General features: G+C 71.8%; 23 protein-coding genes. 12 read left to right on the top strand and 11 right to left on the bottom strand.

The window, feature by feature from the left end:
• Positions 1–231: 231 nt before the first annotated feature.
• The 3 genes from ACWDYJ_RS22000 to ACWDYJ_RS22010 form a co-directional block, all read right to left on the bottom strand.
• Positions 232–435, bottom strand: coding sequence for a hypothetical protein (locus tag ACWDYJ_RS22000; protein ID WP_451567272.1), 204 nt, complete (start codon positions 433–435; stop codon positions 232–234).
• Between the two features lie 99 nt (positions 436–534).
• Entirely contained in the window at positions 535–2,415 is a 1,881-nt protein-coding gene (locus ACWDYJ_RS22005; protein ID WP_451567273.1) for an MFS transporter, read from the bottom strand.
• 103 nt (positions 2,416–2,518) lie between these two features.
• Positions 2,519–5,566 carry a hypothetical protein gene (locus ACWDYJ_RS22010; RefSeq protein ID WP_451567274.1) on the bottom strand — a complete coding sequence of 1,016 codons (3,048 nt, stop codon included), beginning with the start codon at positions 5,564–5,566 and terminating at the stop codon, positions 2,519–2,521.
• A 119-nt stretch (positions 5,567–5,685) separates the two neighbouring features.
• On the opposite strand from ACWDYJ_RS22010, the gene ACWDYJ_RS22015 reads away from it, so the two are divergent.
• From ACWDYJ_RS22015 to ACWDYJ_RS22025, 3 genes are all read left to right on the top strand, one after another.
• The gene (locus tag ACWDYJ_RS22015) at positions 5,686–6,432 is read left to right on the top strand and encodes a GOLPH3/VPS74 family protein (protein WP_451567275.1); all 747 of its coding nucleotides are present in this window, start codon (positions 5,686–5,688) and stop codon (positions 6,430–6,432) included.
• 369 nt (positions 6,433–6,801) lie between these two features.
• The gene (locus tag ACWDYJ_RS22020) at positions 6,802–7,689 is read left to right on the top strand and encodes a helix-turn-helix domain-containing protein (RefSeq protein ID WP_451567276.1); all 888 of its coding nucleotides are present in this window, start codon (positions 6,802–6,804) and stop codon (positions 7,687–7,689) included.
• Positions 7,690–7,898: 209 nt separating this feature from the next.
• Positions 7,899–8,111 (top strand): DUF397 domain-containing protein, encoded by a 213-nt coding sequence (locus ACWDYJ_RS22025; RefSeq protein WP_451567277.1) that lies wholly within the window; start codon positions 7,899–7,901, stop codon positions 8,109–8,111.
• A 103-nt stretch (positions 8,112–8,214) separates the two neighbouring features.
• Here ACWDYJ_RS22025 and ACWDYJ_RS22030 read toward each other — a convergent pair whose 3' ends face one another.
• Positions 8,215–9,096, bottom strand: coding sequence for a hypothetical protein (locus tag ACWDYJ_RS22030; RefSeq protein WP_451567278.1), 882 nt, complete (start codon positions 9,094–9,096; stop codon positions 8,215–8,217).
• 127 nt (positions 9,097–9,223) lie between these two features.
• Between ACWDYJ_RS22030 and ACWDYJ_RS22035 the strand changes: the two genes are divergently transcribed.
• Positions 9,224–10,426, top strand: a complete 1,203-nt coding sequence (locus ACWDYJ_RS22035; RefSeq protein WP_451567279.1) for an aminotransferase-like domain-containing protein — start codon at positions 9,224–9,226, stop codon at positions 10,424–10,426.
• 19 nt (positions 10,427–10,445) lie between these two features.
• On the opposite strand, the gene ACWDYJ_RS22040 is transcribed toward ACWDYJ_RS22035, so the two are convergent.
• On the bottom strand, positions 10,446–12,176 hold the full coding sequence (locus ACWDYJ_RS22040; RefSeq protein WP_451567280.1) for an AMP-dependent synthetase/ligase: 1,731 nt from the start codon (positions 12,174–12,176) through the stop codon (positions 10,446–10,448).
• A gap of 128 nt (positions 12,177–12,304) precedes the next feature.
• On the opposite strand from ACWDYJ_RS22040, the gene ACWDYJ_RS22045 reads away from it, so the two are divergent.
• From ACWDYJ_RS22045 to ACWDYJ_RS22055, 3 genes are all read left to right on the top strand, one after another.
• Positions 12,305–13,312, top strand: coding sequence for an AraC family transcriptional regulator (locus tag ACWDYJ_RS22045; protein WP_451567281.1), 1,008 nt, complete (start codon positions 12,305–12,307; stop codon positions 13,310–13,312).
• Positions 13,313–13,417: 105 nt separating this feature from the next.
• The gene (locus tag ACWDYJ_RS22050; protein WP_451567282.1) at positions 13,418–14,578 is read left to right on the top strand and encodes a lipase family protein; all 1,161 of its coding nucleotides are present in this window, start codon (positions 13,418–13,420) and stop codon (positions 14,576–14,578) included.
• Positions 14,579–14,721: 143 nt separating this feature from the next.
• Positions 14,722–15,828, top strand: a complete 1,107-nt coding sequence (locus tag ACWDYJ_RS22055; protein WP_451567283.1) for a hypothetical protein — start codon at positions 14,722–14,724, stop codon at positions 15,826–15,828.
• A gap of 8 nt (positions 15,829–15,836) precedes the next feature.
• Here the strand turns inward: ACWDYJ_RS22055 and ACWDYJ_RS22060 are convergent, their stop codons facing one another.
• The 5 genes from ACWDYJ_RS22060 to ACWDYJ_RS22080 all read right to left on the bottom strand — a co-directional run bounded on the left by ACWDYJ_RS22060 (position 15,837) and on the right by ACWDYJ_RS22080 (position 19,970).
• Positions 15,837–17,711: an AMP-dependent synthetase/ligase gene (locus tag ACWDYJ_RS22060; protein ID WP_451567284.1), complete on the bottom strand. Its 1,875-nt coding sequence runs from the start codon at positions 17,709–17,711 to the stop codon at positions 15,837–15,839.
• A 179-nt stretch (positions 17,712–17,890) separates the two neighbouring features.
• Positions 17,891–18,415 carry a hypothetical protein gene (locus ACWDYJ_RS22065; RefSeq protein WP_451567285.1) on the bottom strand — a complete coding sequence of 175 codons (525 nt, stop codon included), beginning with the start codon at positions 18,413–18,415 and terminating at the stop codon, positions 17,891–17,893.
• 102 nt (positions 18,416–18,517) lie between these two features.
• A complete protein-coding gene (locus ACWDYJ_RS22070; protein ID WP_451567286.1) occupies positions 18,518–19,120 on the bottom strand; it encodes a dihydrofolate reductase family protein in 603 nt (200 codons plus the stop codon).
• An 89-nt stretch (positions 19,121–19,209) separates the two neighbouring features.
• Complete coding sequence (locus ACWDYJ_RS22075; protein ID WP_451567287.1) at positions 19,210–19,506, bottom strand: hypothetical protein; 297 nt, start codon at positions 19,504–19,506, stop codon at positions 19,210–19,212.
• Positions 19,482–19,970, bottom strand: a complete 489-nt coding sequence (locus ACWDYJ_RS22080; RefSeq protein ID WP_451567288.1) for a hypothetical protein — start codon at positions 19,968–19,970, stop codon at positions 19,482–19,484. The genes ACWDYJ_RS22075 and ACWDYJ_RS22080 overlap by 25 nt, the downstream gene beginning before the upstream one ends.
• 186 nt (positions 19,971–20,156) lie before the next feature.
• Here ACWDYJ_RS22080 and ACWDYJ_RS22085 point away from each other — a divergent pair, with 186 nt between their 5' ends.
• Both ACWDYJ_RS22085 and ACWDYJ_RS22090 read left to right on the top strand, forming a co-directional pair.
• A complete protein-coding gene (locus tag ACWDYJ_RS22085; RefSeq protein WP_451567289.1) occupies positions 20,157–21,275 on the top strand; it encodes a serine hydrolase domain-containing protein in 1,119 nt (372 codons plus the stop codon).
• 104 nt (positions 21,276–21,379) lie between these two features.
• On the top strand, positions 21,380–22,231 hold the full coding sequence (locus tag ACWDYJ_RS22090) for an IS5 family transposase (protein ID WP_451567290.1): 852 nt from the start codon (positions 21,380–21,382) through the stop codon (positions 22,229–22,231).
• Positions 22,232–22,248: 17 nt separating this feature from the next.
• Here ACWDYJ_RS22090 and ACWDYJ_RS22095 read toward each other — a convergent pair whose 3' ends face one another.
• Positions 22,249–22,701: an ATP-binding protein gene (locus ACWDYJ_RS22095; RefSeq protein ID WP_451567291.1), complete on the bottom strand. Its 453-nt coding sequence runs from the start codon at positions 22,699–22,701 to the stop codon at positions 22,249–22,251.
• A gap of 157 nt (positions 22,702–22,858) precedes the next feature.
• On the opposite strand from ACWDYJ_RS22095, the gene ACWDYJ_RS22100 reads away from it, so the two are divergent.
• The 3 genes from ACWDYJ_RS22100 to ACWDYJ_RS22110 all read left to right on the top strand — a co-directional run bounded on the left by ACWDYJ_RS22100 (position 22,859) and on the right by ACWDYJ_RS22110 (position 24,620).
• On the top strand, positions 22,859–23,716 hold the full coding sequence (locus ACWDYJ_RS22100) for a helix-turn-helix domain-containing protein (protein ID WP_451567292.1): 858 nt from the start codon (positions 22,859–22,861) through the stop codon (positions 23,714–23,716).
• Positions 23,713–23,904 carry a DUF397 domain-containing protein gene (locus tag ACWDYJ_RS22105; protein ID WP_451567293.1) on the top strand — a complete coding sequence of 64 codons (192 nt, stop codon included), beginning with the start codon at positions 23,713–23,715 and terminating at the stop codon, positions 23,902–23,904. Before ACWDYJ_RS22100 ends, ACWDYJ_RS22105 begins: the two co-directional genes overlap by 4 nt.
• 401 nt (positions 23,905–24,305) lie before the next feature.
• Positions 24,306–24,620, top strand: a complete 315-nt coding sequence (locus tag ACWDYJ_RS22110; RefSeq protein WP_451567331.1) for a hypothetical protein — start codon at positions 24,306–24,308, stop codon at positions 24,618–24,620.
• Positions 24,621–24,783: the final 163 nt, after the last annotated feature.

Genomic DNA, 24,783 nt, shown 5'->3' on the forward strand with positions numbered 1-24,783 from the left:
GACGACAACCTGGGGGTCCCCCCGGCCGGAGGCTGGGGGATGAGCGTGCGTGCCAGGCCCCACCGGCCAGGAGGGACTTTGACGACACGACCTAGGACTCCGGCACGCCCACCTCGCCGGAGCCGGGGTCCACCGTGAGGTCGACCACGAGGACCAAAGCCCCGACGGGAGCAGGCGAAAGCCCTCCCGGCCGAAGCCGGGAGGGCTGAGTTCAACGGGCCGACCGGGTGATCAGCTCAGGCCCCTGCCGCGCTCGCCGATCCGGTCACCCTGCGGGGTACCGGCCCGCTTGAGGGCCGCCTTGGTGTGCGCCCCGCCCTTGACCTTGCTCCGGACTGGACCTCCGAAGCCGTGTCCCGGCACGCGGGGCGCCTGGATCCGTTCCCCCGCCCGCGCGATGGCCGCCTCGACGGTCCGCTTCTGCTCTTTGCTCATCCCGCCGTCAACTCCCTCGGGAAGCACCCAATCGGACTACTGGGATCGTATGCAGAGATACGGGACACCGCATCCCGGCCGACCGCGAAGACGTCTGGATCAGGGCCGGGGCGGAGCCGGCCGCTCCGACGTCCCCGGGGTGGCGTGGATCAGCTCCGGCGGGCAGGGCGTCCCCCGGGGCAGCTGGTACTTCGCCGAGACCCGGTACTCCCCCGCCGCCGGGACCAGCAGCTCCGTCCAGACGTCCCGCGCCGCGTCCGGGGCGGCCTTGAACAGGCACCCGGCCGTGTTCGCGTACTCCTTCGGCACCGCGCCCGCGCCCCCGCCCTGACCCTCGCGCTCGCGCTCGCGCTCGCCGCGCGCCTTCGAGGCGGCCGTCTCCTGCGGGGGCGCCACCGGCTTGCCCGCCCCGTCCACCAGCCCCAGCCACGGCGAGTGCGGGATCCGCACCAGCACCCGGCCGGGCTGCTTCACGTCGATGACGAGCTGATCGGCGCCCGCCCGTACCACGGTCGCCGATCCGGCCACCAGGCTCGTCGGGCCCTCCACCTTGAACAGCCGCCAGTTCGCGTCGCCCCACACCTGCTGGAGGTACGGGAGCCCGCCCCCCACCAGCTTCGCCTCGTCCTCGCCGCCCGAGTCGGGTTTGTCGGCGGGCAGCACGACGTAGTGCACGGCCCAGCGCTCCAGCCAGGCCCGGTAGCTCGCGGCGGTGAGGGTGTCGTCGTAGAAGAGCGGGTTGCGCTCCAGGTCGGCCTGCCGGTTCCAGCCGCGCGCGAGGTTCGCGTACGCCGGGAAGGCCGAGGACTCGCGGTGGCTGCTGGCCGGGACGACCTCCACCCGGCCGCGGTCGGCGCCGGCCTTGCGCAGCTGGTCGATCAGCGGCGCCAGCTCCCGGTTCCAGGCGGCCATCGGGGTGGTGCGGACGATGTCGGTGACGCTGTTGGTGGTGATCCAGGCGGTGAGCCCGGTGAGGGCCAGCAGCAGCGCGTACCAGCGCCGGGAGCGGGGGACCGCGTACGGGAGGGCCGCGAGTAGCACCGCCCCGCCGAACAGCATGACGAGCCGGGTGACGTTCGAGCCGACCTGGGAGTCGACCGCCCAGGTCAGGAACACCCCGAAGCTGTACACGGCCGCGGCGATCCGGACCGTCCTCCACCGCTTCGGCACGAGGAACAGCACGGCCAGGCCGAAGACGAACGGCAGCCAGGCCGAACCCAGTTTCATCGGTTGCGTCCCCGAGAAGGGGAACAGCCAGGCCGACAGCCCGACGACGGCCGCCGGGGCCAGCCCGAGCGCGTACGCACCCGGCCGCCGCCCGCTCAGGAACAGCGCCGCCGCGACCACTCCGAGGAAGAGCCCGGCGACCGGGCTCGCGGCGGTGGCCAGCCCGGCGAGCGGGACGGCGACGGCGGCCTTCCCCCAGCGCCGCCGGACCCACTTGCGCGGCCAGCAGAAGACGGCGGCGACGGCGCCGAGCGCGAACAGCACGCCGAGCCCGAAGGTGACCCGGCCGGAGAGCGCGTTGCACATCAGCCCGTAGACCCCGGCCAGGGCGGGCCACAGGGGCCGCCCGACGGCGCCCCGGCAGCGGGTCAGGATCAGCGCGAGGAGCCCGGCCGAACAGGTCCCGGCGATCATCATCGTGGTCCGCACACCGATCATGTGCATGACGTACGGGGAGACCACGCTGTACGAGACCGGGTGCATGCCCCCGTACCACGCGAGGTTGTACGCGGTGTCGGGATGGCGGCCGACGAACTCCGCCCAGGCGTCCTGCGCGGCGAGGTCGCCGCCGCTGTTGGCGAGGCTGAAGAACCAGACGACGTGCAGCACCGCGGCGAGGGCGGTGGCGACGGCCACGGGGTGCCCGTGCGCCCAGCCGAGCCCGCGCCGCCGCTCGCGCCGCCGCTCGCGCCGCGGTTCCCGCTCCGGCGCCCGCTCCTGCTGCTGTTGCTCCTGCTGCTCAGCGGTGGTCACTGCTGACGCTCTCTCCCCGACGCGACACACGTACCGTCCGCCCTGCTGGACGCGCTGCGGCGCCCCGGGGTTGCCCGGGGCGCCGGCTCAGTCGCGTCTTCCGTCAGCCGATGCGGGTGAGCTTGCTGCCGATGCCCGGCGAGAGCAGCTCGCTCCGCAGCGCCACCGGCACCTTCACCTGGCTGGCGCCCTCACCGACGGTCAATACACCGACCTCGGTCCCGGCCTTCGCCGTCTCCGGCAGCTTGGCGCCGCCGTCGCCCAGCTTGAGGTTCACGGTCAGCGAGGACCAGCCGACCGCCTGGACGTCGGCGGTGGCCACGACCGGCGTGCGTCCGCCGACGCCGTCGTCGACGTAGCCGACCACGGCGCCCTTCTTCACGACGGTAGCGCCCTCGATGGCCTTCTGGGTGGCGACCAGCAGCGTCCTGCTCGCGGCGATGACGCTGTCGATGATCGGCGGCTTGTGCTGGCCGAGCACCGCCCCGACGATCAGCTGGTTGGTGTTGCCGACCTTCTTCTGCGCGGCGAAGAGGAGGTTTCCGCCGGCCTTGGTCGTCGTACCGGTCTTGATGCCGAGCGAATCGTTGTACGGGACCAGGCGGTTCCAGTTGGACCAGGTCTTGCCGGACGGGTCGACCCAGCTGGGCTTGCGGGTGATGTCCACCAGCGACTCGATCTCGACGATCTTCAGACCGAGCTTGACCTGGTCCTCGGCGGTGCTGACCGTGGTCGCGTCCAGACCCGAGGGGTCCGTGTACGTGGTGTTGGTCATGCCGAGTTCCTTGGCGGTGTCGTTCATCTTCTTGACGAACGCCTCCTGGGAACCGGAGTCCCAGCGCGCGAGCAGCCGCGCGATGTTGTTGGCCGACGGGATCATGAGTGCGGCGACCGCGTCGTACTCGGAGATCTTGTCGCCCTCCTTGACCGTGTTCAGGGTCGACTCGTTGTCCGACTTGTCCTTCTGACCCTCGGTCTCGGCGGTCTTGTCGATGTCGATCATCGGACCCTTTTCCCCCTTCTTGAGGGGGTGGTCGCGCAGGATGATGTACGCCGTCATCGACTTGGTGACGCTGGCGATCGGCACGGGCTTCTGCTCGCCGGACCGGCCGAGCGAGCCGAGCCCCGCGGCGGCCATGGCGGCCTGGCCCTCGGCGGGCCACGGCAGATCGGGCTGCCCGCCGGGGAAGGTGTACGTGGACTGCGCGGTCAGTACGAGCCGCGGCGCGGGCAGCGGACGCACGAGCTGCACGACGGCGAGTACCACGGCCAGCAGCAGCACGACCGGCGCGTAGATCTTGACCCGCCGGATCGCGGTGCGCAGGGGGCTGGGCGGCGGGGGCGGGTTGTTGGTCAGGTCCGCCAGCATGTCGAGCGGCGGCTTGGGCGGCAGCGGCTGCTGCGTGGTCCGCTCGCCGGGATGAATCCCTCCGAGGCCCCGCCCCGGGCCGGGCAGCGGCACGAAGGTACTCGCCGAGCCCGCCGGAGCCGACCCGGGCTTGACGGTCCGCGCCTCGCCGGCCGCCGACGGGGCGGCGGGCTTGGCGTCCGCCGGGGCGGAACCCGGCTTCACGGCCCGGAAGACCGCCGTCCGCTCGCTGTCGGAGCCCTCGGACGGCTTGCCGGTACGCGGGCCCGCGTACGACTTCTCCGCACCCGGCGCCCCCGGGGCCGGAGCCGTAGGCGGCTTCTGCCCCTCACCGGATGCGACACCGGGCTTCACGACCCCGAACGCCGTCGTCCGCGACTCAACGGCCGCAGGCTTGCCGTCCACCGAAGCGGAACCCGACTTCACCGCACGGAACACCGCCGTCCGCTCGCTGTCAGCAGCACCCGAACCGGCCTCCCCCTCGGACACCTCCTCGGCATCCGCCGAACCCGGCTTGCCCCCGGACGGCTTGGCCGGAGCGGTCTGCGGCTTCTGCCCTTCCGCCACAGCGGAATCCGGCTTCGCGGCACGCGGATCCGCCGCAGCGGAACCGGGCTTCACGACCCCGAACGCCGTCGTCCGCGACTCAACGGCCGCAGGCTTCGCATCCGCCGAAGCGGAATCCGACTTCACCGCACGGAAGACCGCCGTGCGCTCACCGTCAGCAGCACCCGAACCCGACTCACCCTCGGCCACCTTCTCCGCATCCGCCGAACCCGTCTTGCCCCCGGACGGCTTGGCCGGAGCGGTCTGCGGCTTCTGCCCTTCCGCCACAGCGGAATCCGGCTTCGCGGCACGCGGATCCGCCGAAGGCTTCGCGTCCGCCGCAGCGAAACCGGGCTTCACGACCCCGAACGCCGTCATCCGCGACTCAACAGCCGCAGGCTTCGCATCCGCCGAAGCGGAACCCGGCTTCACCGCACGGAAGACCGCCGTGCGCTCGCTGTCAGCAGCACCCGAACCCGACTCACCCTCGGCCACCTTTTCCGCATCCGCCGAACCCGGCTTGCCCCCGGACGGCTTCACCGGAGCCTCGCCCGAAACGGAACCCGGCTTCACGACCCCGAACGCCGTCGTCCGCGACTCAACGGCCGCAGGCTTCGCATCCGCCGAAGCGGAATCCGACTTCACCGCCCGGAAGACCGCCGTGCGCTCACCGTCAGCAGCACCCGAACCCGACTCACCCTCGGCCACCTTTTCCGCATCCGCCGAACCCGGCTTGTCCCCGGCCAGCTTGGCCGGAGCCGCCGAAGCGGAATCCGGCTTCGCGGCACGCGGATCCGCCGACGGCTTGTCCCCGGACGGCTTGGACGGAGCCGTGGACGGCTTCTCCGCCTCGCCCGAAGCGGAAGCCGGCTTCACGACCCCGAACGCCGTCGTCCGCGGCTCAGTGGCCGCGGGCTTGGCGTCCGCCGCGGCGGAATCCGGCTCCGCCGGGGGCGGGGACTGGCGGATCACGCCCGGCGGGGCCGCCGGCGGCTGGTCCTCCCGGCCGGGAGACGCCTCGGCGGTGGCGACCCACGCCGCCACGGCCTCCTTCAGCGGATCGCGCGGCTGGAACACCGACAGCCTCGGGTCCTGTTCGGCGGCGGTTGAGGACTCCGCCGCCCCCGACGCTCCTTCATCTACCGACTTGTCGGGGGACTCGCCCGCCACCGTTCCTCCTCGATCGCCGTCCGGTCGCTGTCCGAACCGTCTAACAGTGTCCCGTCTAGGGGGCATCGCCCCCGTGCTAGACGAGAACGACATAGCTGCCGGTTCCCCCACAAAGCGGCAAGGCGCTCTCGACAGATGAATGTGAGAGGCGTCACCCTGTCACTCATCCACGCGGGGAGGCATGGATGGGCAAGAGCCGCAGAACGATTCCGGAGGAGCTTCTGCTGCTCGCCTTGGACCCGGCCACGGGAACCACGGCGCAGCCGCAGTCGCTCGACCTCGGCCTGGCCGGGGCACAGCTAGTGGAGCTGGCTCTGGCAGGACGGATAGCCCCTGATGGGGATCGTATCGCCGTGGTGATGCCACGGCCGACAGGAGATCCGACTTTGGACTCCGCACTGGAACTGCTGCGCAGGCGCGGCAGTCCGGTTCGGGCCGTCCACTGGATCGGCGGACCCCGGCTGGGGCTCCGCCAGATTTACCTCGCCCATCTGGAGCGCTGCGGCATGGTCCATGCCGTCGCGGGACAGATGTGCGGGGTGCTGCCGACGACTCGCTACCAGGCGACGGACACGGCGATCAGCCGGGAGATCCGTGCCCGGTTGGACAGTGCGATCCGCACCGGCGTACCGCCGGACCCGCGGACCGCGGCGCTCGCCTCACTGGCCCACGCGGTCGGACTCGGCAAGCACCTGTACCCCGGCAACGAGGGGCGGTCGTCCAGGTCCCGGCTGCGGGATCTGATCCGGCACGACCCGATGGGCGGTCTCGTGGCGCATGCCGTGATGGACGTCCAGAACGGTGTGGCAGCACAGCCGCGCCGTGACCGCGTTCCGGCACCGCCACCGCCGGCCGCCCGGGCCACGGCGAGCAGCGGTGTACCGCTGCAGCCGCGCCGGACGGGTGCGATGGCCCGCGTGGCCGCGCACTGATCAGCGGCGGCAGTACGCACGACCAGTAGGACCCGCACGACCCGAAGGACCCTGGGACCCGCGACACCCTTGAGCAACCAGCGGGCCCCTCAGTTCGTCGTAGAGCTCGACATCTCCACCGTGACAACGCCGTCACTGGCGACCGGACGTCCCCCTAAGACCGGTTCGCACGTCGCAGGCACGTCGCGGGCGCCGTCGCAGGCGCAGGCCGCACACCGCCGACGCGCGGAGTGGCGGGGCCGGTCCACCGGTCCCGCGACCCCGCGCGTCCGCATTTCCCGCGCCTTCCCGCCCGTTCCCCAGCGCCGTCACACTCCTGGGTGGCACTCTGCTGAACAGCAGACACACACAGAGAGAGGTGCCGACCCCGTGGCGTCCAATGTCAATCCCACCGTCCGACGCCGCCGACTGGGCATGGAACTGCGCAAGCTTCGCGAGGACAAGGGCATGACGGCCGAACAGGTCGCCGAGCGCCTCCTCGTCTCCCAGTCGAAGATCAGCCGGCTGGAGAACGGCCGCCGGTCCATCAGTCAGCGTGACGTCCGCGACCTGTGCGAGGTGTACGAGGTCGAGGATCCCCGCCTCGTGGACTCGCTCATGCAGATGGCGAAGGACTCGCGCCAGCAGGGCTGGTGGCACGCCTTCGGCGACATCCCGTACAGCGTCTACATCGGGCTGGAGACGGACGCCGCCAGCCTGCGCACCTACGAGCCCCAGATGGTCCCCGGGCTGCTCCAGACCCCGGAGTACGCCCAGGCCCTGATCCGCGGCGCGCTGCCGGAGACGGCGCCCGTGGACGTGGACAAGCGCGTCCAGGTCCGGATGCACCGCCAGAAGCGGCTGTCCGAGACCGACAACAACAACCCCGAGGTCGGTCCGCTGCGCCTGTGGGCGGTGATCGACGAGGCGGCGCTGCGCCGGCACGTCGGCGACGACCCGCAGCTCATGATCCGGCAGCTCGAGTACTTGATACAGCAGTCGGAACAGCCGTACATCACCGTGCAGGTGATGCCGTTCTCGATGGGCGCCCATCCGGGGGTCAACGGCCAGTACGCCATTCTGGAATTCCCGGACGCCTCCGACTCGACGGTCGTCTACATCGAGGGCGTCACGAGCGATTTGTACCTGGAGAAGGCAAATGACGTTCAGAAGTACAGCGTGATGTACGAGCATCTGCGCGCGCAGGCCCTCAATGTCGACCAGACGCGGCAGTTCATCTCCGAGATCATCGACCACTACGCGGGCAAGACGAAGTAGGGCGAAGAGACGAGGTCGTGGCCGGGGTGGCCGGAAGGGGCCGGTACGGTACACCGTCCATCCCCGGCCACAGAAGGCTTGAATGGAATATGCCACCCGGTCGAGTGAATGCCTCCTTCACCCATCGGGAGGTGCGGGTAGCGTCGATCACGTCAGCCGGGGAATTGGCTGGCACGACACCGGAACTACTCGCTGAACCGGAGAGAAAAATGGCTATTCGTCAGGGCGCCACGGAAATCTGGACCAAGTCCTCCTACTCCGGCGGAAACGGCGCCTGCGTCGAAGTCAAGTCCCCCGTCATGGAGGCCGTCGCGGTCCGCGACTCGAAGGTGCAGGACGGTCCGTCCCTCACCTTCGCGCCGGGTTCCTGGACCTCCTTCGTCGCCGATGTCACCGAGGGCCGGCCGGGGCGCCTCGTCTGAACGTCACGACGCCCACCCCGACCGGTATCCCCGCACCACTGACTGGAGCCCTCTCGACCGGCCCGCCGTCCTGGCCGAGGGGGCTCGGCCATGCCCGCCGCGCCTACCGGAGCTGGTCGGCGTAACGATCCGTCCCCGGCACCGTCGGAATGAACGGTGCCACCAGCTCCACCCGGCCGAGCCCCGACTCCGCGACCTCCGCGTCCAGCCCCTGGAAGCGGTCCCAGCAGGTCCGCGGATCGGACTCCAGGAACCACAGCAGCGTGAGGCGGGTGTCGACCCCCTCCACCTGCTTGACGTAGGTCATCCGGTCGCCGGGCAGCGGCGTCGGCCGGAAGAGCGTCACCATCGCCGCCGGGGAGCCGTGCAGCCGCTTCGGCAGGGCGCGCGAGCGCAGCCACTCCAGCAGCTCGGCCCGCCGCTCGGGCCCGTCGGCGTCGACGACCTGCATCACGAGCCCCGCGTACGGGTGGTCGAGGGCGTGGAAGTCCCGGGGGCCGGCGGCGCCGTCGCGGTAGACCGTGGCCGCGTGGTCCTGGAAGGCCGTGAAGACGTGCGTACGGTCCTGGTAGACGCGGCCGTCGCGGTTCAGTCGCTTGTTGATGCCGACGGTCCACTTCATGTGCTCGTCGTAGCGGCCCTCGGTGACCCAGTACGTCGACAGGTAGCACCCGGCGGTGACGGGCTGGGCGACCGCCGACTTCTCGGGGTAGCGCAGCTCCTGGAGGTCGCGGGTGGCCACCCAGCGGCGGCCGGCGTACATCCAGGGCATCGCCATGGCGCCGGCGTAGTAGTGGTCGTCCTCGTACCAGCGGTTGTACGCGAACTCGTGGCCCGGGTGCGGTTCCACCATGGTGATCAGCGCGTGCCCGGGGCGGACCCCGTACGGGCCGACGGCCGCGAGCGCGGCGTAGTCCCCGGCCCGGGTGTCCGGCTGCCGCGGCCGTTCTTCCCGCCGCCGCTGTTCCTGCTCTCCTGTCGTCATGGGAACGGTCTAGCTGATGCGGCGTCAGACCGGGAGGGGTCGGGGACGGCTCACCATCCGATATATAGATGCTCTCTGCATCTTTCTCCGGCTACCATGCGCGCACCCGCCTCCCCGAGGAGCCCTCATGCCTGCCGCCACCACCACCTCGTTGCCCGCCTTCGCCGCCCGCGCGACCTCGGTGGGCGGTTCGCCCGTACGGGAGATCCTCGCCCTCACCGAACGCCCCGGGGTGATCTCCTTCGCCGGCGGCCTCCCCGCCCCGGAGCTCTTCGACACCGCCGGGCTGCGCGCCGCGTACGACGCCGTGCTCACCGGAGCCGGCGCTGCCCGCGCGCTCCAGTACTCCACCACCGAGGGCGCCCCGGAACTACGCGAAGCGGTGGCGGCGCGGGCCCGCGTGCGCGGGCTCGCCACCACGGCGGACGAGGTGGTGGTCACCACGGGGTCCCAGCAGGCGCTCGCGCTCCTGACCGCCACCCTCGTCGAGCCGGGCGACACCGTGCTCGTCGAAAACCCGACCTACCTGGCCGCCCTGCAGTGCTTCGCCCTGGCGGGAGCGCGGGTCGTGCCCGTCCCCTGCGACGCGGAGGGGATCCTGCCGGACGCCCTGGAGGAGATCACAGCCCGCGAACGGCCAAAGCTGCTCTACACGGTGCCCACCTTCCAGAATCCGACCGGCCGGACCCTGCCGGGTGCCCGCCGGGCCGAGGTGGCTCGGATCGCCGCCCTGCGGGGACTGTGGCTGATCGAGGACGACCCGTACGGGGACCTGCGCTACGAGGGCGCCGAGGTTCCCTGGCTGGCGGCCCACCCGGGCGCGGAGGACCGTACCGCCCTGCTCGGCAGCTTCTCCAAGGTGATGGCCCCCGGCCTGCGCCTCGGCTGGCTTCGCGCCCCGGCGGCCCTGCGCCGCGCGGCGGTGGTCGCCAAACAGGCGGCCGACCTGCACACCTCGACGGTGGACCAGTTGGCGGCCGCCCACTACCTCGCGGCGGTGGACCTGGACGCCCACGTCGCCACGGTCCGGGCCGCCTACCGGGCCCGCCGCGACGCCCTGTTGTCGGGCCTCGCCGGGGCCCTCCCGGCGGGCTCGGAGTGGAACCGTCCCGAGGGCGGCATGTTCGTCTGGGCCCAGCTTCCCGAGGGCCACGACGCGACGGCCCTGCTGAAGAGCGCCGTCGCGCACGACGTGGCCTACGTGCCGGGCGCGCCCTTCTACACGGGCACCCCGGACCCGCGCACCCTGCGCCTGTCCTTCACCACCCACACCCCGCCGGAGATCGCGGAGGGACTGACCCGCCTGGGCCGCGCCCTACAGGCGGCCTGACCCCGGCCTGCCCCCCGGCCTAACCCCCGTACAGCGCCTCGATCTCGGCCGCGTACCGCTCCGCCACCGCCCTCCTGCGCAGCTTCAGCGTCGGGGTCAGCGTCCCCGCCGCCACGGAGAAGTCCTCGTCCAGGACGTGGAAGGCGCGGATCCGGGCCGGGCGGGAGACCGTGGCGTTGCCCGCCGCGACGGCTTCCGCGACGAGGGCGCGTACGGCGGGGTGGGCGGCCGGGGACGGGCCGAGGTCGAGCCCTTCCCGGGCCGCCCAGGCGGTGAGTTCCTCAGCGTCAAGGGTGATCAGGGCCACCGGGTGGGGCCGCCGGTCGCCGATCAGCACCGCGCGGGAGATGTGCCGGGAGGCGGCCTGGACGGCGAACTCCACCTCGGTCGGGGTGATGTTCTTGCCCGCCGAGGTGATGATCAGCTCCTTCTTCCGGCCGGTGATCGACAGGAAGCCGTCGCCGTCGAGCTCCCCGAGGTCGCCGGTGTGCAGCCAGCCGTCCGCGTCGACCGTCTCGGCCGTCGCGGCGGCGTTCGCGTGGTAGCCCGGGAAGACCATCGGCCCCCGGGCCAGCACCTCGCCGTCCTCGGCGATCCGGACCTCGCAGCCGTCGATGGGGCGGCCCACCGTCCCGTAGCGGACCGCGCCCGGGTGGTTGAGGGAGATGACGCCCCCGGACTCGGTCATGCCGTAGCCCTCGAACACCCGTATCCCGCAGGCGCGCAGGAAGTCCAGCGTGGCCGGGGCGATCGGGGCGCCGCCGGTCAGCGCCCACTTCAGGCGTCCCCCGAAAGCGCCCCGGACCAGGGAGTACAGGGACTCCTCCGCCGCCTCGTACGCCGGCCGCAGCTCCTGCGGCAGCCTGCCCTCCGCCTCCAGCACCCCGAGCCGGACGGCCTCCGCGAACCGTTCCCGGCCGCCCTCCTGCCCCTCGGCCAGTGCCAGCACCACCGCGTGGACCTTCTCGAACAGCCGGGGCACCGACGGCAGATGCGTGGGCCGCGCCTGCGCCAGCTCCGCGACGACGTCCTCCACCCTCCCCCCGAAGTAACACAGCTCGCCGCCCTCCAGCAGCGTCGTGAACTGGATGAGCTGCGCCAGCAGGTGGGCCAGCGGCAGGTACAGGTACGTCGAGTCGCCCGGCCCGCCCGCGATCAGCGGGAGCGTCGCGTCCTGGATCGCCCCCAGGTTCCCGTGGGTGAGCCGGCAGCCCTTGGGCAGGCCCGTCGTGCCCGAGGTGTAGACGATCGAGGCGTCCGCCTCCGGGGCCACCGAGGCGGCCCGCGCGCTCAGGTGCGTCTCCGGGGCGAGCGGCAGCTGCGCCAGCGCGTCCATCCGTACGACCGCCCGCAGCGCGGGCAGCTTGGGAGCCAGCGCCTCCACCCGGGCCGCCTGCGCCGCGTCGTCGCAGACGGCCACCACCGCCGCCGAGTCCGACAGGACCCAGGCCAGCTCCTCCTCCCCCGCCGTCGGGTACACCGGCACGAGGACCGCGCCCGCCGCCAGCACCCCGAAGTGGGTGTACGTCCAGTGCGGCCGGGTCTCCGCCAGCACCGCCACCCGTTCACCGGCGGCGACCCCGAGGCCGAGGAGCGCGCGCCCGACGGTCCGTACCTCCGCGCCGAGTTCCGCGTACGTACGGGTCTGCCATCCGCCGTCCCGCGCCCGGAACCGGAGCGCGGTCTGCGGCCCGTACCTCTCCTCGGTCCACCGGGTGAACTCCGCCAGCGTGCTCGGCCGACCGTCCATGGCATGCCCTCCCGGGATAGCTGGCCTTCCTGTGACCCCCGACGCTAGGCAGCGCCGCCCCCGATCCGGCATGACCGGAAGCGTCACCCCCGCTGACCCCAGCGCTCAATGCGGCTACCGTCGGGGCCATGGGGAGGCGGACGATCACCGTGCACCATGTCCGTGCCGTGCTCGCGGGGGCGCGGCGCGGCGGCTTCGACCTGGTGCCGCTGCTCCAGGAGGCGCAGATTCCGCCGCTGCTGCTGGGCGACGACCGGGCACGGATCACACCCGCGCAGTTCGCCCGCCTCTTCCGGGCGCTGTACCGCACCACGCAGGACGAGTTCCTCGGGCTGTCGGCCGTCCCGAGCCGCCCGGGTACCTTCGCGATGATGTGCCACGCCTCGCTGGGCTGCCGCGACCTCGGCGCGGCCATGGAGCGGGCGGCCGCGTTCTACGGGCTGTTCCCGGGCGGGCCGGAGCTGGCGCTCGAAGTCGGTTCCTCCGAGGCGCGGTTCACCGTACGCAACGACTTCGAGCGCGACGAGGAGCGCTTCCTCACCGAGTGCGTGCTCGCCATCTGGCACCGGCTCAGCAGCTGGCTGATCGGCCGCCGCATCCCGCTGTCGTACGCCGCCCTCTCCTACGCCCCGCCGCCGCACGAGGCCGAGTACGAGGTCCTCTTCGACTGCCCGGTCCGTTTCGGCGCCGAGCGCACGGCGGCCGCCTTCGACCCGCACTGGCTGACCGCGCCCCTGGTACGGGACGAGGCCGCGCTCGACGCGATGCTCCGCCGGGCCCCCTTCGACCTGCTGTCCCGCCCCGAGTACGGGACCACGGTCGCGGAGCAGGTACGCCGGACCCTGACGCAGCGGCTGCGCGACACGCCGCGGCTGCCCGAGCTCGGGGAGGTGGCGGCGCGGCTCGCGGTCTCCCCGGCGACCCTGCGGCGCCGGCTCCAGCAGGAGGGGACCTCGTTCCAGCAGCTCAAGGACCACGTACGGCGGGACGCGGCGATCGCGGGGCTGGCGGAGAGCGGCGAGCCGATCGCCGAACTCGCCGCCCGCCTCGGCTTCTCGGAGGACACCGCCTTCCACCGCGCCTTCCGCCGCTGGACGGGCACGACGCCGGGCGCGTACCGCGCGTCAGGGAGCTGAGGGGACCCACGGCCAGGAAAGGTGAGCTGTGCAGTCAGCGACATCCTGACCGGTCGGTCACTACCTTCACCTCACCTACCCCGCACGGACGTTGGGAGACCCCCCATGCGTTTCCTCAAGCCCGCCCTGGCCGCCGTGGCCGCCGTCGCCGTCTCGGCCGCGATCCCCACCGCCTCCGCGACCGCCACCGGGGCCGCCACCGGGGCCGCCCGCCCCGGCGACATCGTCAGCAGCGCCCCCTCCGCCTTCCATCCGCTGCCCGGCCAGCCCACCCACACCAAGGCCTGGAAGGTCCACTACCGCTCGACCACCGCAGACGGCGCCCCGAACGTCGTCTCCGGCACCGTCATCGTCCCGCAGGACGGCCGCACCGGCCCCCGCCCCCTCATCGCCTACGCCGTCGGCACGGTCGGCATGGGCGACTCCTGCGCGCCGAGCGCCAACCTGCCCCACGGCACGTCCATGGAGGCCAACCTCATCCAGCAGCTCACCCTGCGCGGCTGGGCCGTGGTCGTCACCGACTACGAGGGCCTCGGCACCCCGGGCGTCCACACCTACACCGTCGGCCCCTCCGCCGGCCACGCCCTCCTCGACGCCGCCCGCGCCGCCACCCGCCTCCCCGAGGCCGGGCTCACGGCGGACACGCCCGTCGGCATCATGGGCTACTCCCAGGGCGGCCAGGCCAGCAGCTGGGCCGCCGAACTGCAGGGCTCGTACGCGCCCGAGCTGCGGGTCAAGGGCACGGCGACGGGCGGTGTCCCGGCCGACCTGATGAAGGTGGCCGCGTTCAACAACGGCTCCTACGGCTCCGGCCTCATCTTCATGGCCGCCGCCGGGCAGGACGCGGCCTTCCCCGAGCTGAAGCTCGACTCCTACCTCAACCCGGCGGGCAAGGCGCTGGTCACCGGGATGAAGGAACACTGCGTCGCCGTCGACGCGATCGCCGGATCCTTCAAGCGGATCTCCGACCTGACGACGAAGGACCCGCTGGCCCAGCCCGACTGGCAGGCCCGGCTGAACCAGAGCAGGCTCGGCGGGACCGCCCCGGCCGCACCCGTGTACCAGTACCACGCGCTCGCGGACGAGCTGATCCCGTACGGGGTGGGGCGCCAGCTGCGCTCCGACTGGTGCGCGCGGGGCGCGAACGTAGAGTTCGACACGATCTGGCTCGGTGAGCACGTCAGCGGCGTGATCACGCACTCCCTGGAGGTCGGCAACTGGCTGGCCGACCGCTTCGCCGACCGCCCGACCCGCACCAACTGCTAGTGCTGTGACCGGCGGGCGGCGGGGACGGGGAGCCTCCGCCCTCCCCGCCGCCCGGCGGTGCCGGTTCCCGGCAGCGAACGGCACGCGAAAGGTGCGGGTGGCACGCCTGTTCCTGCCGGTCAGCGCCGGCACAGAATGCGCGGGTGACTCCACCCAAGACTGATCCACCCCGCACGAGGGTCCGTGCGGGCAGACGCCTCGCGGCGGTGATGGGCCCCCTGTGCGCGCTGGTGGCGGCGTGGCTGCTGCTCGTCGCCATGCCCGGCGCACTGGACGAGGAACACCGCTTCAGGGCTGCGGTCGACTGTGCCTCGGGCGGCGGTGCCGTCCCGGGCGGCCGTGACGACGACTGCCTGCGGACCACTGTGGCGCGGATCGACCGGACCGAAAGCGTCAAGGGGCGCAAAACGGCCTCCTACTGGCTGTACGTCACCGAGGCGGACGGAACGTCCACCCGCACCCGCCTCGAGGGCCGCCCGCAGGATCCCCCGGTCGCCCGGGAGGCAGCGCGCGTCGAGGTCACCTACTGGCAGGGTCAGATCCGGTACGTCGACTTCGAGTCCGCGCGCCGGTACACGAACGCGGACCCGCGTGGCGACTACAGGCTCTTCTGCGCCTTCGGCCTCGCCCTGGGCTTCTACGGGACGGGCTGGCTGTGGGCCTGGTACTGGTCGGCCCCCTCCCGGGCCCCGGGCAGGGCGTACCCTCCGCGGGTCACTGTCCCGTTCGTGGGTGCGGTCTGCCTCACCTTCGTCGGAGCGGCCGCACCCTGGCCCACCGACAACGCCGGGGCGGCACTCCGGCTCGCCGGAGTGTCCGCAGTGATGGTCCTGGCCGCCTGCTCGGTGGCCGTCCTGTTCCTTGGGCGGCGCCAGAGCGACGGCGACGACACCGTCGCCATGACGCCGTCCGTGCCTGTGACCGAGCAGTGCTTCCTCGGTGTGATCGTCGGCGAGGTCAGGTACGAAGGCACTGGTGGATACCTGGTGGCCGGCCCCGCCCGTCTGGCGTCGACCCCTGACCCCACCGGCGCCGCCTTCCGCCGGGAGGTGCCGCACAGCCTGACCCCGGTCCGGGTCCGCCCGCCCTACCTGACGGATCCCGACTACCCCGACTACGGCGGCCGCACCGTGGTCCTGGAGTGCGAGGACAACGGCGTGCCGGTGCTCGTCGTCACCCACAGGAAGCACATGCCGTGGGTCCTGGGCGCCCTCCAGCCCGCACCCGACCCCAGCCGCCCTCGGCCCTGACCCGGGACTCATCGGTCGCGGCGCGGCGCCCGGTACAACTGTTGGATCTCCCGTTCGTGGTCGCGGGCGATGGCGCCGCGCTTGAGCTTCAGCGACGGAGTCAGGTGCCCGCCCGCCTCCGTGAACTCCCCCGGCAGGACGACGAAGCGCCGGATCGACTCGGCCCGCGACACCAGCTCGTTCGCCTCGTCCACCGCCCGCTGGAGATCGGCCAGCAGCTTCTCGTCCGTCACCAGCTCACGCATCGGCACGTCCTGCTTCTTGTGCATCTGCCGCCAGTGCGCCAGCCCCTCCGGCTCCAGCGTGACGAGCGCGGCGACATAGGGCCGGTTGTCCCCGATCACCATGCACTGGCCGACGAGCGGATGGGCGCGCAGCCAGTCCTCCAGGGGCGCGGGGGCGACGTTCTTGCCGCCGGAGGTGATGATCAGGTCCTTCTTGCGGCCGGTGATGGTGAGGTACCCGTCCGCGTCCAGCTCGCCGATATCGCCGGTGGCCAGCCAGCTCCCGGGCTGCTGGGCGGCCACGTTCCAATAGCCCGCGAAGACGTGCGGCCCGCGCAGCAGCACCTCCCCGTCGTCGGCGATCCGTACCGCCGTCCCCGGCAGCGGCCAGCCGACCGTGCCGAGCCGGGGCCTGTGCGGTGGGGTGACGGTCGCGGCCGCCGTCGTCTCGGTCAGCCCGTAGCCCTCGAAGACCTCGATCCCCGTGCCCGTGTAGAAGGCCGCGAGCCGGCGCCCGAGCGGGGAGCCGCCGCTGAGGACGTACCGTACGCGCCCGCCGAGCGCGGCCCGGATCCGCCGGTAGACGAGCGGGTCGTACAGGGCGCGGGCGGCGCGCAGCCCGAGCCCGGGGGTCTTGCCCTCGACCAGTTCCCCGTACCGCTGCGCGATCCGCGCGGCCCGGTCGAAGGAGGAGGCGCGGCCCATGCGTTCGGCGGTGGCTCGGGCGGTGTTGTAGACCTTCTCCAGGACGTACGGGATGGCGAGCAGGAAGGTCGGACGGAAGCCGGCCAGGTCCGCCAGCAGGTCCTCGGTACGGATGCTCGGCGCGTGACCCAGCTTGACCCGCGCCCGCAGGCATCCGACGGCCACCATCCGTCCGAAGATGTGGCTGAGCGGCAGGAAGAGCAGCGTGGACGCCGGATCCTTGCTGACCGACTTGAACACCGGGTGCAGCAGCTCGATGGAGTTGTCCACCTCGGCGAAGAAGTTGCCGTGCGTCAGCACGCACCCCTTGGGCTGCCCGGTGGTGCCGGAGGTGTAGACGAGCGTGGCGATCGCGTCGGGCGTACGGGCGGCCCTGCGCGCGTGGACGACCGCGTCGGGCACGTGCTCCCCGGCCTTGACCAGCCGGGCCACGGCGCCGGTGTCGAACTCCCACAGGTGCGCCAGCCAGGGCAGGTTGCCGCGCTCGGCGCTGATGATCCGGGCCTGCGCGGTGTCCTCGACGGCGCAGGCCACGGCCCCGGAGTCCTGGATGATCCACCGGGCCTGGAGCGCCGAGGAGGTCGGGTAGATGGGGACGGTCACCAGACCGGCGGCCCACCCGGCGAAGTCGAGCAGGGTCCACTCGTACGTGGTCCGCGCCATGATGGCGAGCCGGTCGCCCTCCCTGAGCCCCTCGGCGATCAGCCCCTTGGCGACGGCGAGCACCTCGGCGGCGAACTCGGCGGCTGTGACGTCCCGCCAGCCGCCGTCCCGCTCCTTGCGGGCGAGCACCACCTCGTCGGGGGCCTGGGCGGCGTTGTCGAAGGGGATGTCCCCGAGCGACCCCTGCCACGGCACCCGCGCGAGCGCGGCCACGGCCACCTCCCGCACCACCCCGTCGACGACTGTCCTGACGGGCTCGACGGGCTCGACCTGCTTCAGCTCGGCATCCACGGCGCGCTCTCCTCGGTCGGTCGGGAGTTACCGCCGGTAATCTACGCACGGGCAATCCCGCCCGACCACCCCTTGGACACGCCTTTCCGCTCGCCCCCCGCGCACGTCATCGCGCTTCGCGGAACGCCGGCAGGCGGCGCAGCGCCGCAACTCCGCGCGGGCGTCGGCCCGTTGCCCTCTCACGCCATGATGGCGCCCACCCCGGCCCCCCGGCGCCGGTGGTACGCGAGGGCGACCGCGGCCAGCAGCGGGGGCCAGGCGATCAGGGGGACGTAGCAGACCAGCAGGAAGATGTCCTGCGCCGGGCTGCCGATGGTCCCCTCGCCGATCCCGACGACGTTGGCGTACGTGAACCAGGCGACCAGGGCCACCCCCGCGGCCGCCCCCAGCAGTGCCGGAACCACCGCCGCGAGCGGCGGCACCCGCCGCCCGCCGAGGTACGGGATCCAGTGCGGCACGGTCTCTCCCCAGCCGCGGACCAGTCCCAGCGTGAGCAGGGCCAGGCACTCGGACAGCACGCTGAGGAGGAGCACGTACGCCGCCCCGGGCACGGTCGTGACGGGCTCGGCGGCGACCGGCAGCCCGACGACCAGGGCGACCCGCCACAGCCCCGACGGGATGGCGATCAACGGAATGGCGTGGGCGGCGACGGCGGCCCAACGGGGAACGCCCGGCAGGGCCTTGACACGCAGGAGGTTCGGCATGACGAACATGCTGGCCGCAGCCCCTTCGGCCCACATCCTCCCGCGCTCCCGACCACCCTCCCCCGCACGGGGGAGGCGGGTACCGCTCAGGAGCGCCGGCCGTTACGCGGTGGGGGTACTGCGGGCGTAGGTGAGGAAGGCCGCCCCGGACTTCAGGACCGTGTGATCCGTGAGTTCCCAGCCGCACGGGTCGAAGGCCGCCTTGTGGGAGAAGAGCGGTATCCCGGTTCCGATGGTCGTCGGGCCCAGCTTGATGATCAGCCCGTCGATCTCGGAGTACAGCGCACCGGCCAGTTCGCCGCCGCCGATCAGCCAGATGTCCTTGCCGTCCTCCTGCTTCAACTCCCGCACCTTCGCCACCGGATCACCGGCGACCAGTTCCACGGCCGGGTCCGGGCTCTCGCTCAGCGTCCGGGAGAACACCAGGTGCCGCAGGTGCGGGTAGGCATTGGCGACGCCGGCCTGGAGGCCGATCTCGTAGCTCCGCCGGCCTTCGACGACGGTGTCGAAATGCGTGCCCTCGGCCGTGACGGACAGCGCGGCACGGGCCATGGCGGGCAGGGTTTCCGGGTACTCGCTGACCAGGTGCTGGATGTAGTCCTCGGGGATCGGCCAGAAGCCGTCCGGTCCAGTGGGATCGCTACCGTCCGGTCCCGCTATGAAACCGTCGAGGGTGGAGGCGATGTAGTACACGAGCTTGCGCACGGACGACCTTTCCGTTGATCGATGGGCAGCGGCCGGCGGCCGATTCCATGATCACCGCACGCCTGTCACGGGGCAACGGATTACGCGCCCTACGCGGCAGCCGCCTTCGGGTCGGGCTCCGGGCAGTCGCGGCAGCGGCCCGGGGCGGGGGCCCGGAAGGCGCGCTCGCAGCCGTCGCGGTTCTGGAGCGGATCCGGGCGGCGGACCTGCCGGGCCGCCGGAGACGCCGGGAGGCGCGGCGGCATCAAGGCATCGAGGCGATGGGCGAGCAGGGCCGCCGGATGACGCAGATCGGCGGGCAGGTCGTTGGCCAGGACCTGGCGTACGGCCTCGGGCTCGGCCCCTCGCTGGAGCCAGGCCGTCACACCGGGCGCGAGCTGCCGCACGTCGCGCTCCGGAGCAGCAGCCGGGCGTCGTCGACCCGCAGCCGCGCGAGCAGATCGACGGCCTCCTGCAACGCGGGTGCGGTGGGCGCGGGCGGGGGCGTCGGCGCGGGCTGAGGCGTCGGCGCGGGCGCGGGCGGAGGCGGGGCCACCGGCACCACGGGCTCCGGCACCACGACCGGCTCGGGCTGGGGCTCGGGCTCCGGCGCCCGGTCCTCCGGCGGCGGGGGTGGCAGCGAGGGCGGGGGCGGCAAGGGAGTGGTCCCGCGCGGCCGGTTGTAGGACACGGTCCGCGTGACGAGCCGCCCCTCGTCCGTCCGCACGCGGGTCCGCTCCAGGTACCCGTACGCCTCCAGCTCCCGCAGGGCGGTCGCGATCCGGACCTCTTCCTGCAGTTCGTCGGGATGACGCGGTCTGATTACCCCCGCCCGAGTCTCGGCAACGTTGGTCAGGACCTCGCCATGCACAGACTTAGCGAGGGACAGGACGGTGAGGGATGGGGACAGCCCCCGTATCAATCCGGGCGTCAGCAGGATGGGCGACTGGTGCGGCGGCCCGGCACGCTGGGCAGGAACGGCACAGGCAACAGAAAACAGGAGTAATCGGTGAAGGCACGTGCGGGGGCCGCAGCACTGTGGGCGGGGATTTGCGTGGTGGCGGTATCAGGGATCTTCCCGGCGGCCGCGGCGGAGCGGGCGTCGGCCTCGCCGCCCGCCGGCCTCAAGGAGGCCATCGAGCAGACGGTCGCGGACGGATTCCCGGGTGTCGTGGCTTATGCCAGGCACGGAGAGCGGGAGTCACGGATGGCAGCCGGGCTCGCGGACACGGCGAGCGGCGAGCGAGCCCGGCCGGACCAGCGGTTCCGGATTGCCAGTAACACCAAGTCATTTGTGTCGACGGTGCTTCTGCAGCTGGAGGGCGAAGGACGGCTCTCGCTCGACGACAGCGTGGAGAAATGGCTGCCCGGCGTGGTCCAGGGAAACGGCAACGCGGGCAGGGCCATCACCATCCGGCAACTGCTCAACCACACCTCGGGCATCTACGACCCCACCACCGAGCCGGAGTTCTTCGCCCCCTACCTGGAGCGCCACGAATGGGGTTACGTCTACACCCCGCGGGAGGTGATCGCCCGCGCCGTCCGGCACAAGCCGCTCTTCGAGCCCGGCGGCGGCTGGGCGTACTCCAATACCAACTACCTACTCGCCGGTCTGGTGATCGAGGCAGTCACACGTCACAGCGCGCCCTCCGAAATTCATCGGCGAATTCTCGCCCCGCTCGGCCTGAAGGACACCTCCTTCCCGCTGACCGACCCGGCCATTCACGGCCCTCATCTGCACGGTTACGACCTCACGGGACGCGATGTGACCCGATTCAGCCCGTCGTACGACTGGACCGCCGGCGCCATGATCTCCACGGTCGACGACCTGGCCCGTTTCCACCGGGCCCTGTTCACCGGCAAGCTGCTGCGCCCCGCCCAGCAGCGCGAACTCCTGACCACGGTGCGGTTCCCCAAGGCGCCGGCGTACGGACTCGGCGTGCAGCGCATGGACGTGCCATGCGGCTCGGAGCCGGACACCAAGCCGATCAGTGCCTGGACGACCGACGGCGGCGGACCCGGCTTCACCAGTGTGTCCCTCACCACCGCCGACGGTGAGCGACAGCTGGTCCTCGCCGTCAATGTCTACGACCTCGGCGCGGACCTGAAGGATGAGCCGCCCGTCCCGCGAAGCAAGGGACTGATGAAGGCGCAGACGGCAGCCCTGTGCGATTGAGGCGGCGTCATGTCATCGCGGGTGACGTCGCACCGTGCGCGGCGTAGGACCTACCAGGAAGCGGGACGCGATGACCGCCCACTCAGTGACCACGAAGGACAGCCGTGCCCGCAGTGCCATCTTGCCTGCTCGAACCCCTCTGGGACCAGTTCGCCGCACTCCTGCCCGCCCGGGGAGAGTTCGTCGCGGACCACCCGCTGAGCTGTCACCGCCGCCGGATCGCCGACCGGACGGTCTTCGAGCACATCGTGCTCGCACTGGTCCACGGCTCCGGCTACGAACGCATTTCCACAGTCGGATGCTCCGACCGGACGATTCGACGCCGCGTCAAGGAGTGGGCCGGGTTAGGGATATCCGAGAAGGTGCACGCCTTGGCACTTGAGGCGTACGACCTGATGATCGGCCTCGGACTGGGCGAGATCTCGGTGGACGACTGCATCACCAAGGCCCCGTCCGGCGGCAACAAGTCGGGGCGTTCCCCGGTCGACCGGGGCAAGCAGGGACTGAAACGCTCGGTCGCCTCCGACGCCTGCGGTGTCCCGCTCGGGATCGTCTCCGACAGAGCCAACCGGCACGACTCACCCCTGCTCGGACCCACCCTGGAAGCTGCCAAGGAGCAGGTCGGCCCGCTGCCGGACGCCGTCAACGTCAACCTCGACCGCGGCTACGACAGCATCAAGTCCCGGGCGTTGATAGCAGAGTTTGGGTTCACGGCCGAGATCGCCCGCAAGGGAGTGCCGGCCCCGCTCCAGGCAGGCAAGCGCTGGGTGGTCGAGCGCACGCACTCGTGGATGAACAACTACGGCAAGCTCCGGCGCTGCACCGAGAGGAACGGCGAGGTCGTGGACTTCTACCTCTACCTCGCCGCCGCTCTCGTCACGCTCCGCATGCTCATCCGCCGAGCAACGAGCCACTACCGCTGGGACGGCCGCCCCACCACCCGGCGCCTCAAATGATCCATTTTCCGGTCGGTCTAAGCGCGCCGGGTCCCGTTCCTCCGCGTCACGGTTCCGGCCACCCTCCCTGGCAGGTCCCACTCCGCCCACACTTCTTTGCACGGCGGCGGCCCCAACTCCACGCCCCACCGGTCGGCGAGCGCGTCCACCAGCACCAGTCCCCGCCCGGCCTCCGCGTCCCCTCCCGCGTCGCGGAAAGTCGGGACCCGGTCCGCCCGCGTATCGACAACGGCGACCCGGAGCCGGCCGGGAGCCAGCGTCAGCACGAGCCGGAAGCCCCGCCCGGGCACCCTCCCGTGGGTCACCGCGTTGGCGGCCAGCTCGGCCACGATCAGCGCGGGCCCCTCGGTGGGCAGCCCCCAGGAAACGAGCTGCGCGACGGCAAGCTGCCGGGCCTGGCGGGCCCCGCGAGGCGTGGCGGGAAGCAGGACGCCGAAGTGGTCGCCGGGGCAGGAGATTTGAGTGGTCACGTCACTCAGCGTGGCGCGCCGTGCGTACCGTTGAGAAGCGCCGACGCCCGTGCGTCCGGCGTTTGTCCCGCGCTTGTCCTGTGCTGTCGCGCCTGTCCTGGAGGCCGCACGGGCAAGGGGTGTTGAGGGAAATTCGGCACGTCGGAGGTGGGCGCGCATGAGCGTGGACAGTGACGGTACGGAAGACGCCGGCTGGGAGATCGACCCGGAGGACGAACAGGGAATCGCGGTCCTGGCCGCGCTGGGCCGCCAGCTGAAGGCCTGGCGGGAGGAAGCCGGGATGCGGGCCGCCGACTTCGGCCTGGGTATCGGCTACGGCGAAGACCTGGTCCGCAAGGTCGAGGCGGGCAAGCGCATCCCGCGCCCGGAGTACCTGGACAGGGCGGACGAGGTCCTGGGGGCGCGGGGCCGCATCGCGGCGATGAAGGCGGACATGGAACAGGTCCGCTACCCGAAGCAGGTCCGGAACCTGGCGAAGTTGGAGAGCAAGGCCGTCGAGCTGTCGGCCTACGGCAATCACAACATCCACGGCTTGTTGCAGACGGAGGACTACGCACGCGTCCTGTTCGAGATGTGGCAGCCACCTCAAACAAAGGAAGAGGTGGAGCGAGGGGTGGCTGCCCGCATGGCCCGACGGTCGATCTTCAAACGGTCTCCGGCACCTACTCTCAGCTTCGTCCAGGAAGAGGTGACCCTCCGGCGCCGACTCGGGGGGACAATCGTGATGCGCAGGCAGCTCGAACGCCTTCTGGAGGTGGCCGAGTTGCGGCACGTCACGATCCAGGTCATGCCGACCGATCGCGAGGAGCACGCCGGAATGGGAGGGTTGATCCAGGTGTTGAAGTTCCCTGACGGATCAGCCGTGGGGCGCTCCGAAGGGGCGTACAACGGCCGCCCCGTCTCAGATCCGAGGCAGCTCCGGGTCCTTGAGCAGTGCCATGCCATGATCCGGTCCCAGGCTCTCACCCCACGGGAGTCGATTGCATTCATCGAGCAAGTGCTGGGAGAGACATGATTCGCAAGTCCGAGCTGGAGTGGTTCAAGAGCAGCTACAGCGACAGCGGCGACATCAACGACTGCGTCGAGGTGGCCAACACCCCCGCCACCACCCACGTCCGCGACTCCAAGGACACCGCGCTCCCACACCTCACCTTCACCCCCCGCGCCTGGACCGACTTCGTATCGGACGCCTCCGCCTCCTGAGGACGATGCGATGACGTACCAGCGCGAGAACATCGACCTGCCCGAGGACCAGGGATGCCTGCGCTGGGTGCTCGGTGTGCCGCTCGTCCTGGTCTACGTACCGGCGGCGTACCTCTGCTTCCTCGCCCTGGCGATGCGGCCCGAGTCCCCGTCCCCCTACGACCAGGTGCGGGACGACGCCCGGTTCATGGCCTCGCTCTCGGTCGGCCTGTGCTTCGTCGGGCTGCGGCCCACCACCCTGCCCGTGTTCCACCGCACCCTGGGGCGCTGGTGGTACGCCGCACCGTTTCACGCTGGCGACCGTCGCCTTCTTCCGGGGCCAGACGGTCTGAGCCCCAAGTGGACACACCACAGGCAGCTCGCTACGGTCGAAATGCCCCATTCCCTGGAAGGGGGACCTCATGCAGACGAAGCGATTCCTCGCCCTGCTGGTGAGCCCGGCCGTTGCGTCAGCAGCCTTGGCGTTCACGCTGGGCGCGGCGCCCCAAGCCGCCGCCTCAAGCGCCCCGCTCGCGGCGATGGCCGCGCCACGGGCCGCGAGCCTGCCCGGCGTGACCCAGTGGGAATACGCGACCGTGCCGCTGGTCACGCACGCGACCAAGCAGACTCTGGACACGTGGGGCTCTGACGGTTGGGAACTCGTCGCCGTCGTGCCCAGTGCGAACGACCCGGACCAGCTGGTGGCCTACCTCAAGCGCCCGATCGAAGCGTCTTGACCTCCACCACGGTCGAGGTTCGACGCTGGGCGTATGCCCCTTGGTCCTGAACTCCCCGCAGCCGCCGCCCCGGCCCCGCTGCGGCCCTGTGCGGGGCCTGGCGCAGGAAGCCCCCGTCCGCCCGCCAGGGGGTCCGGGGCGCGGTTCTCCTCCGCCGGCAGCA

Source organism: Streptomyces sp. NPDC003042 (assembly GCF_053591315.1).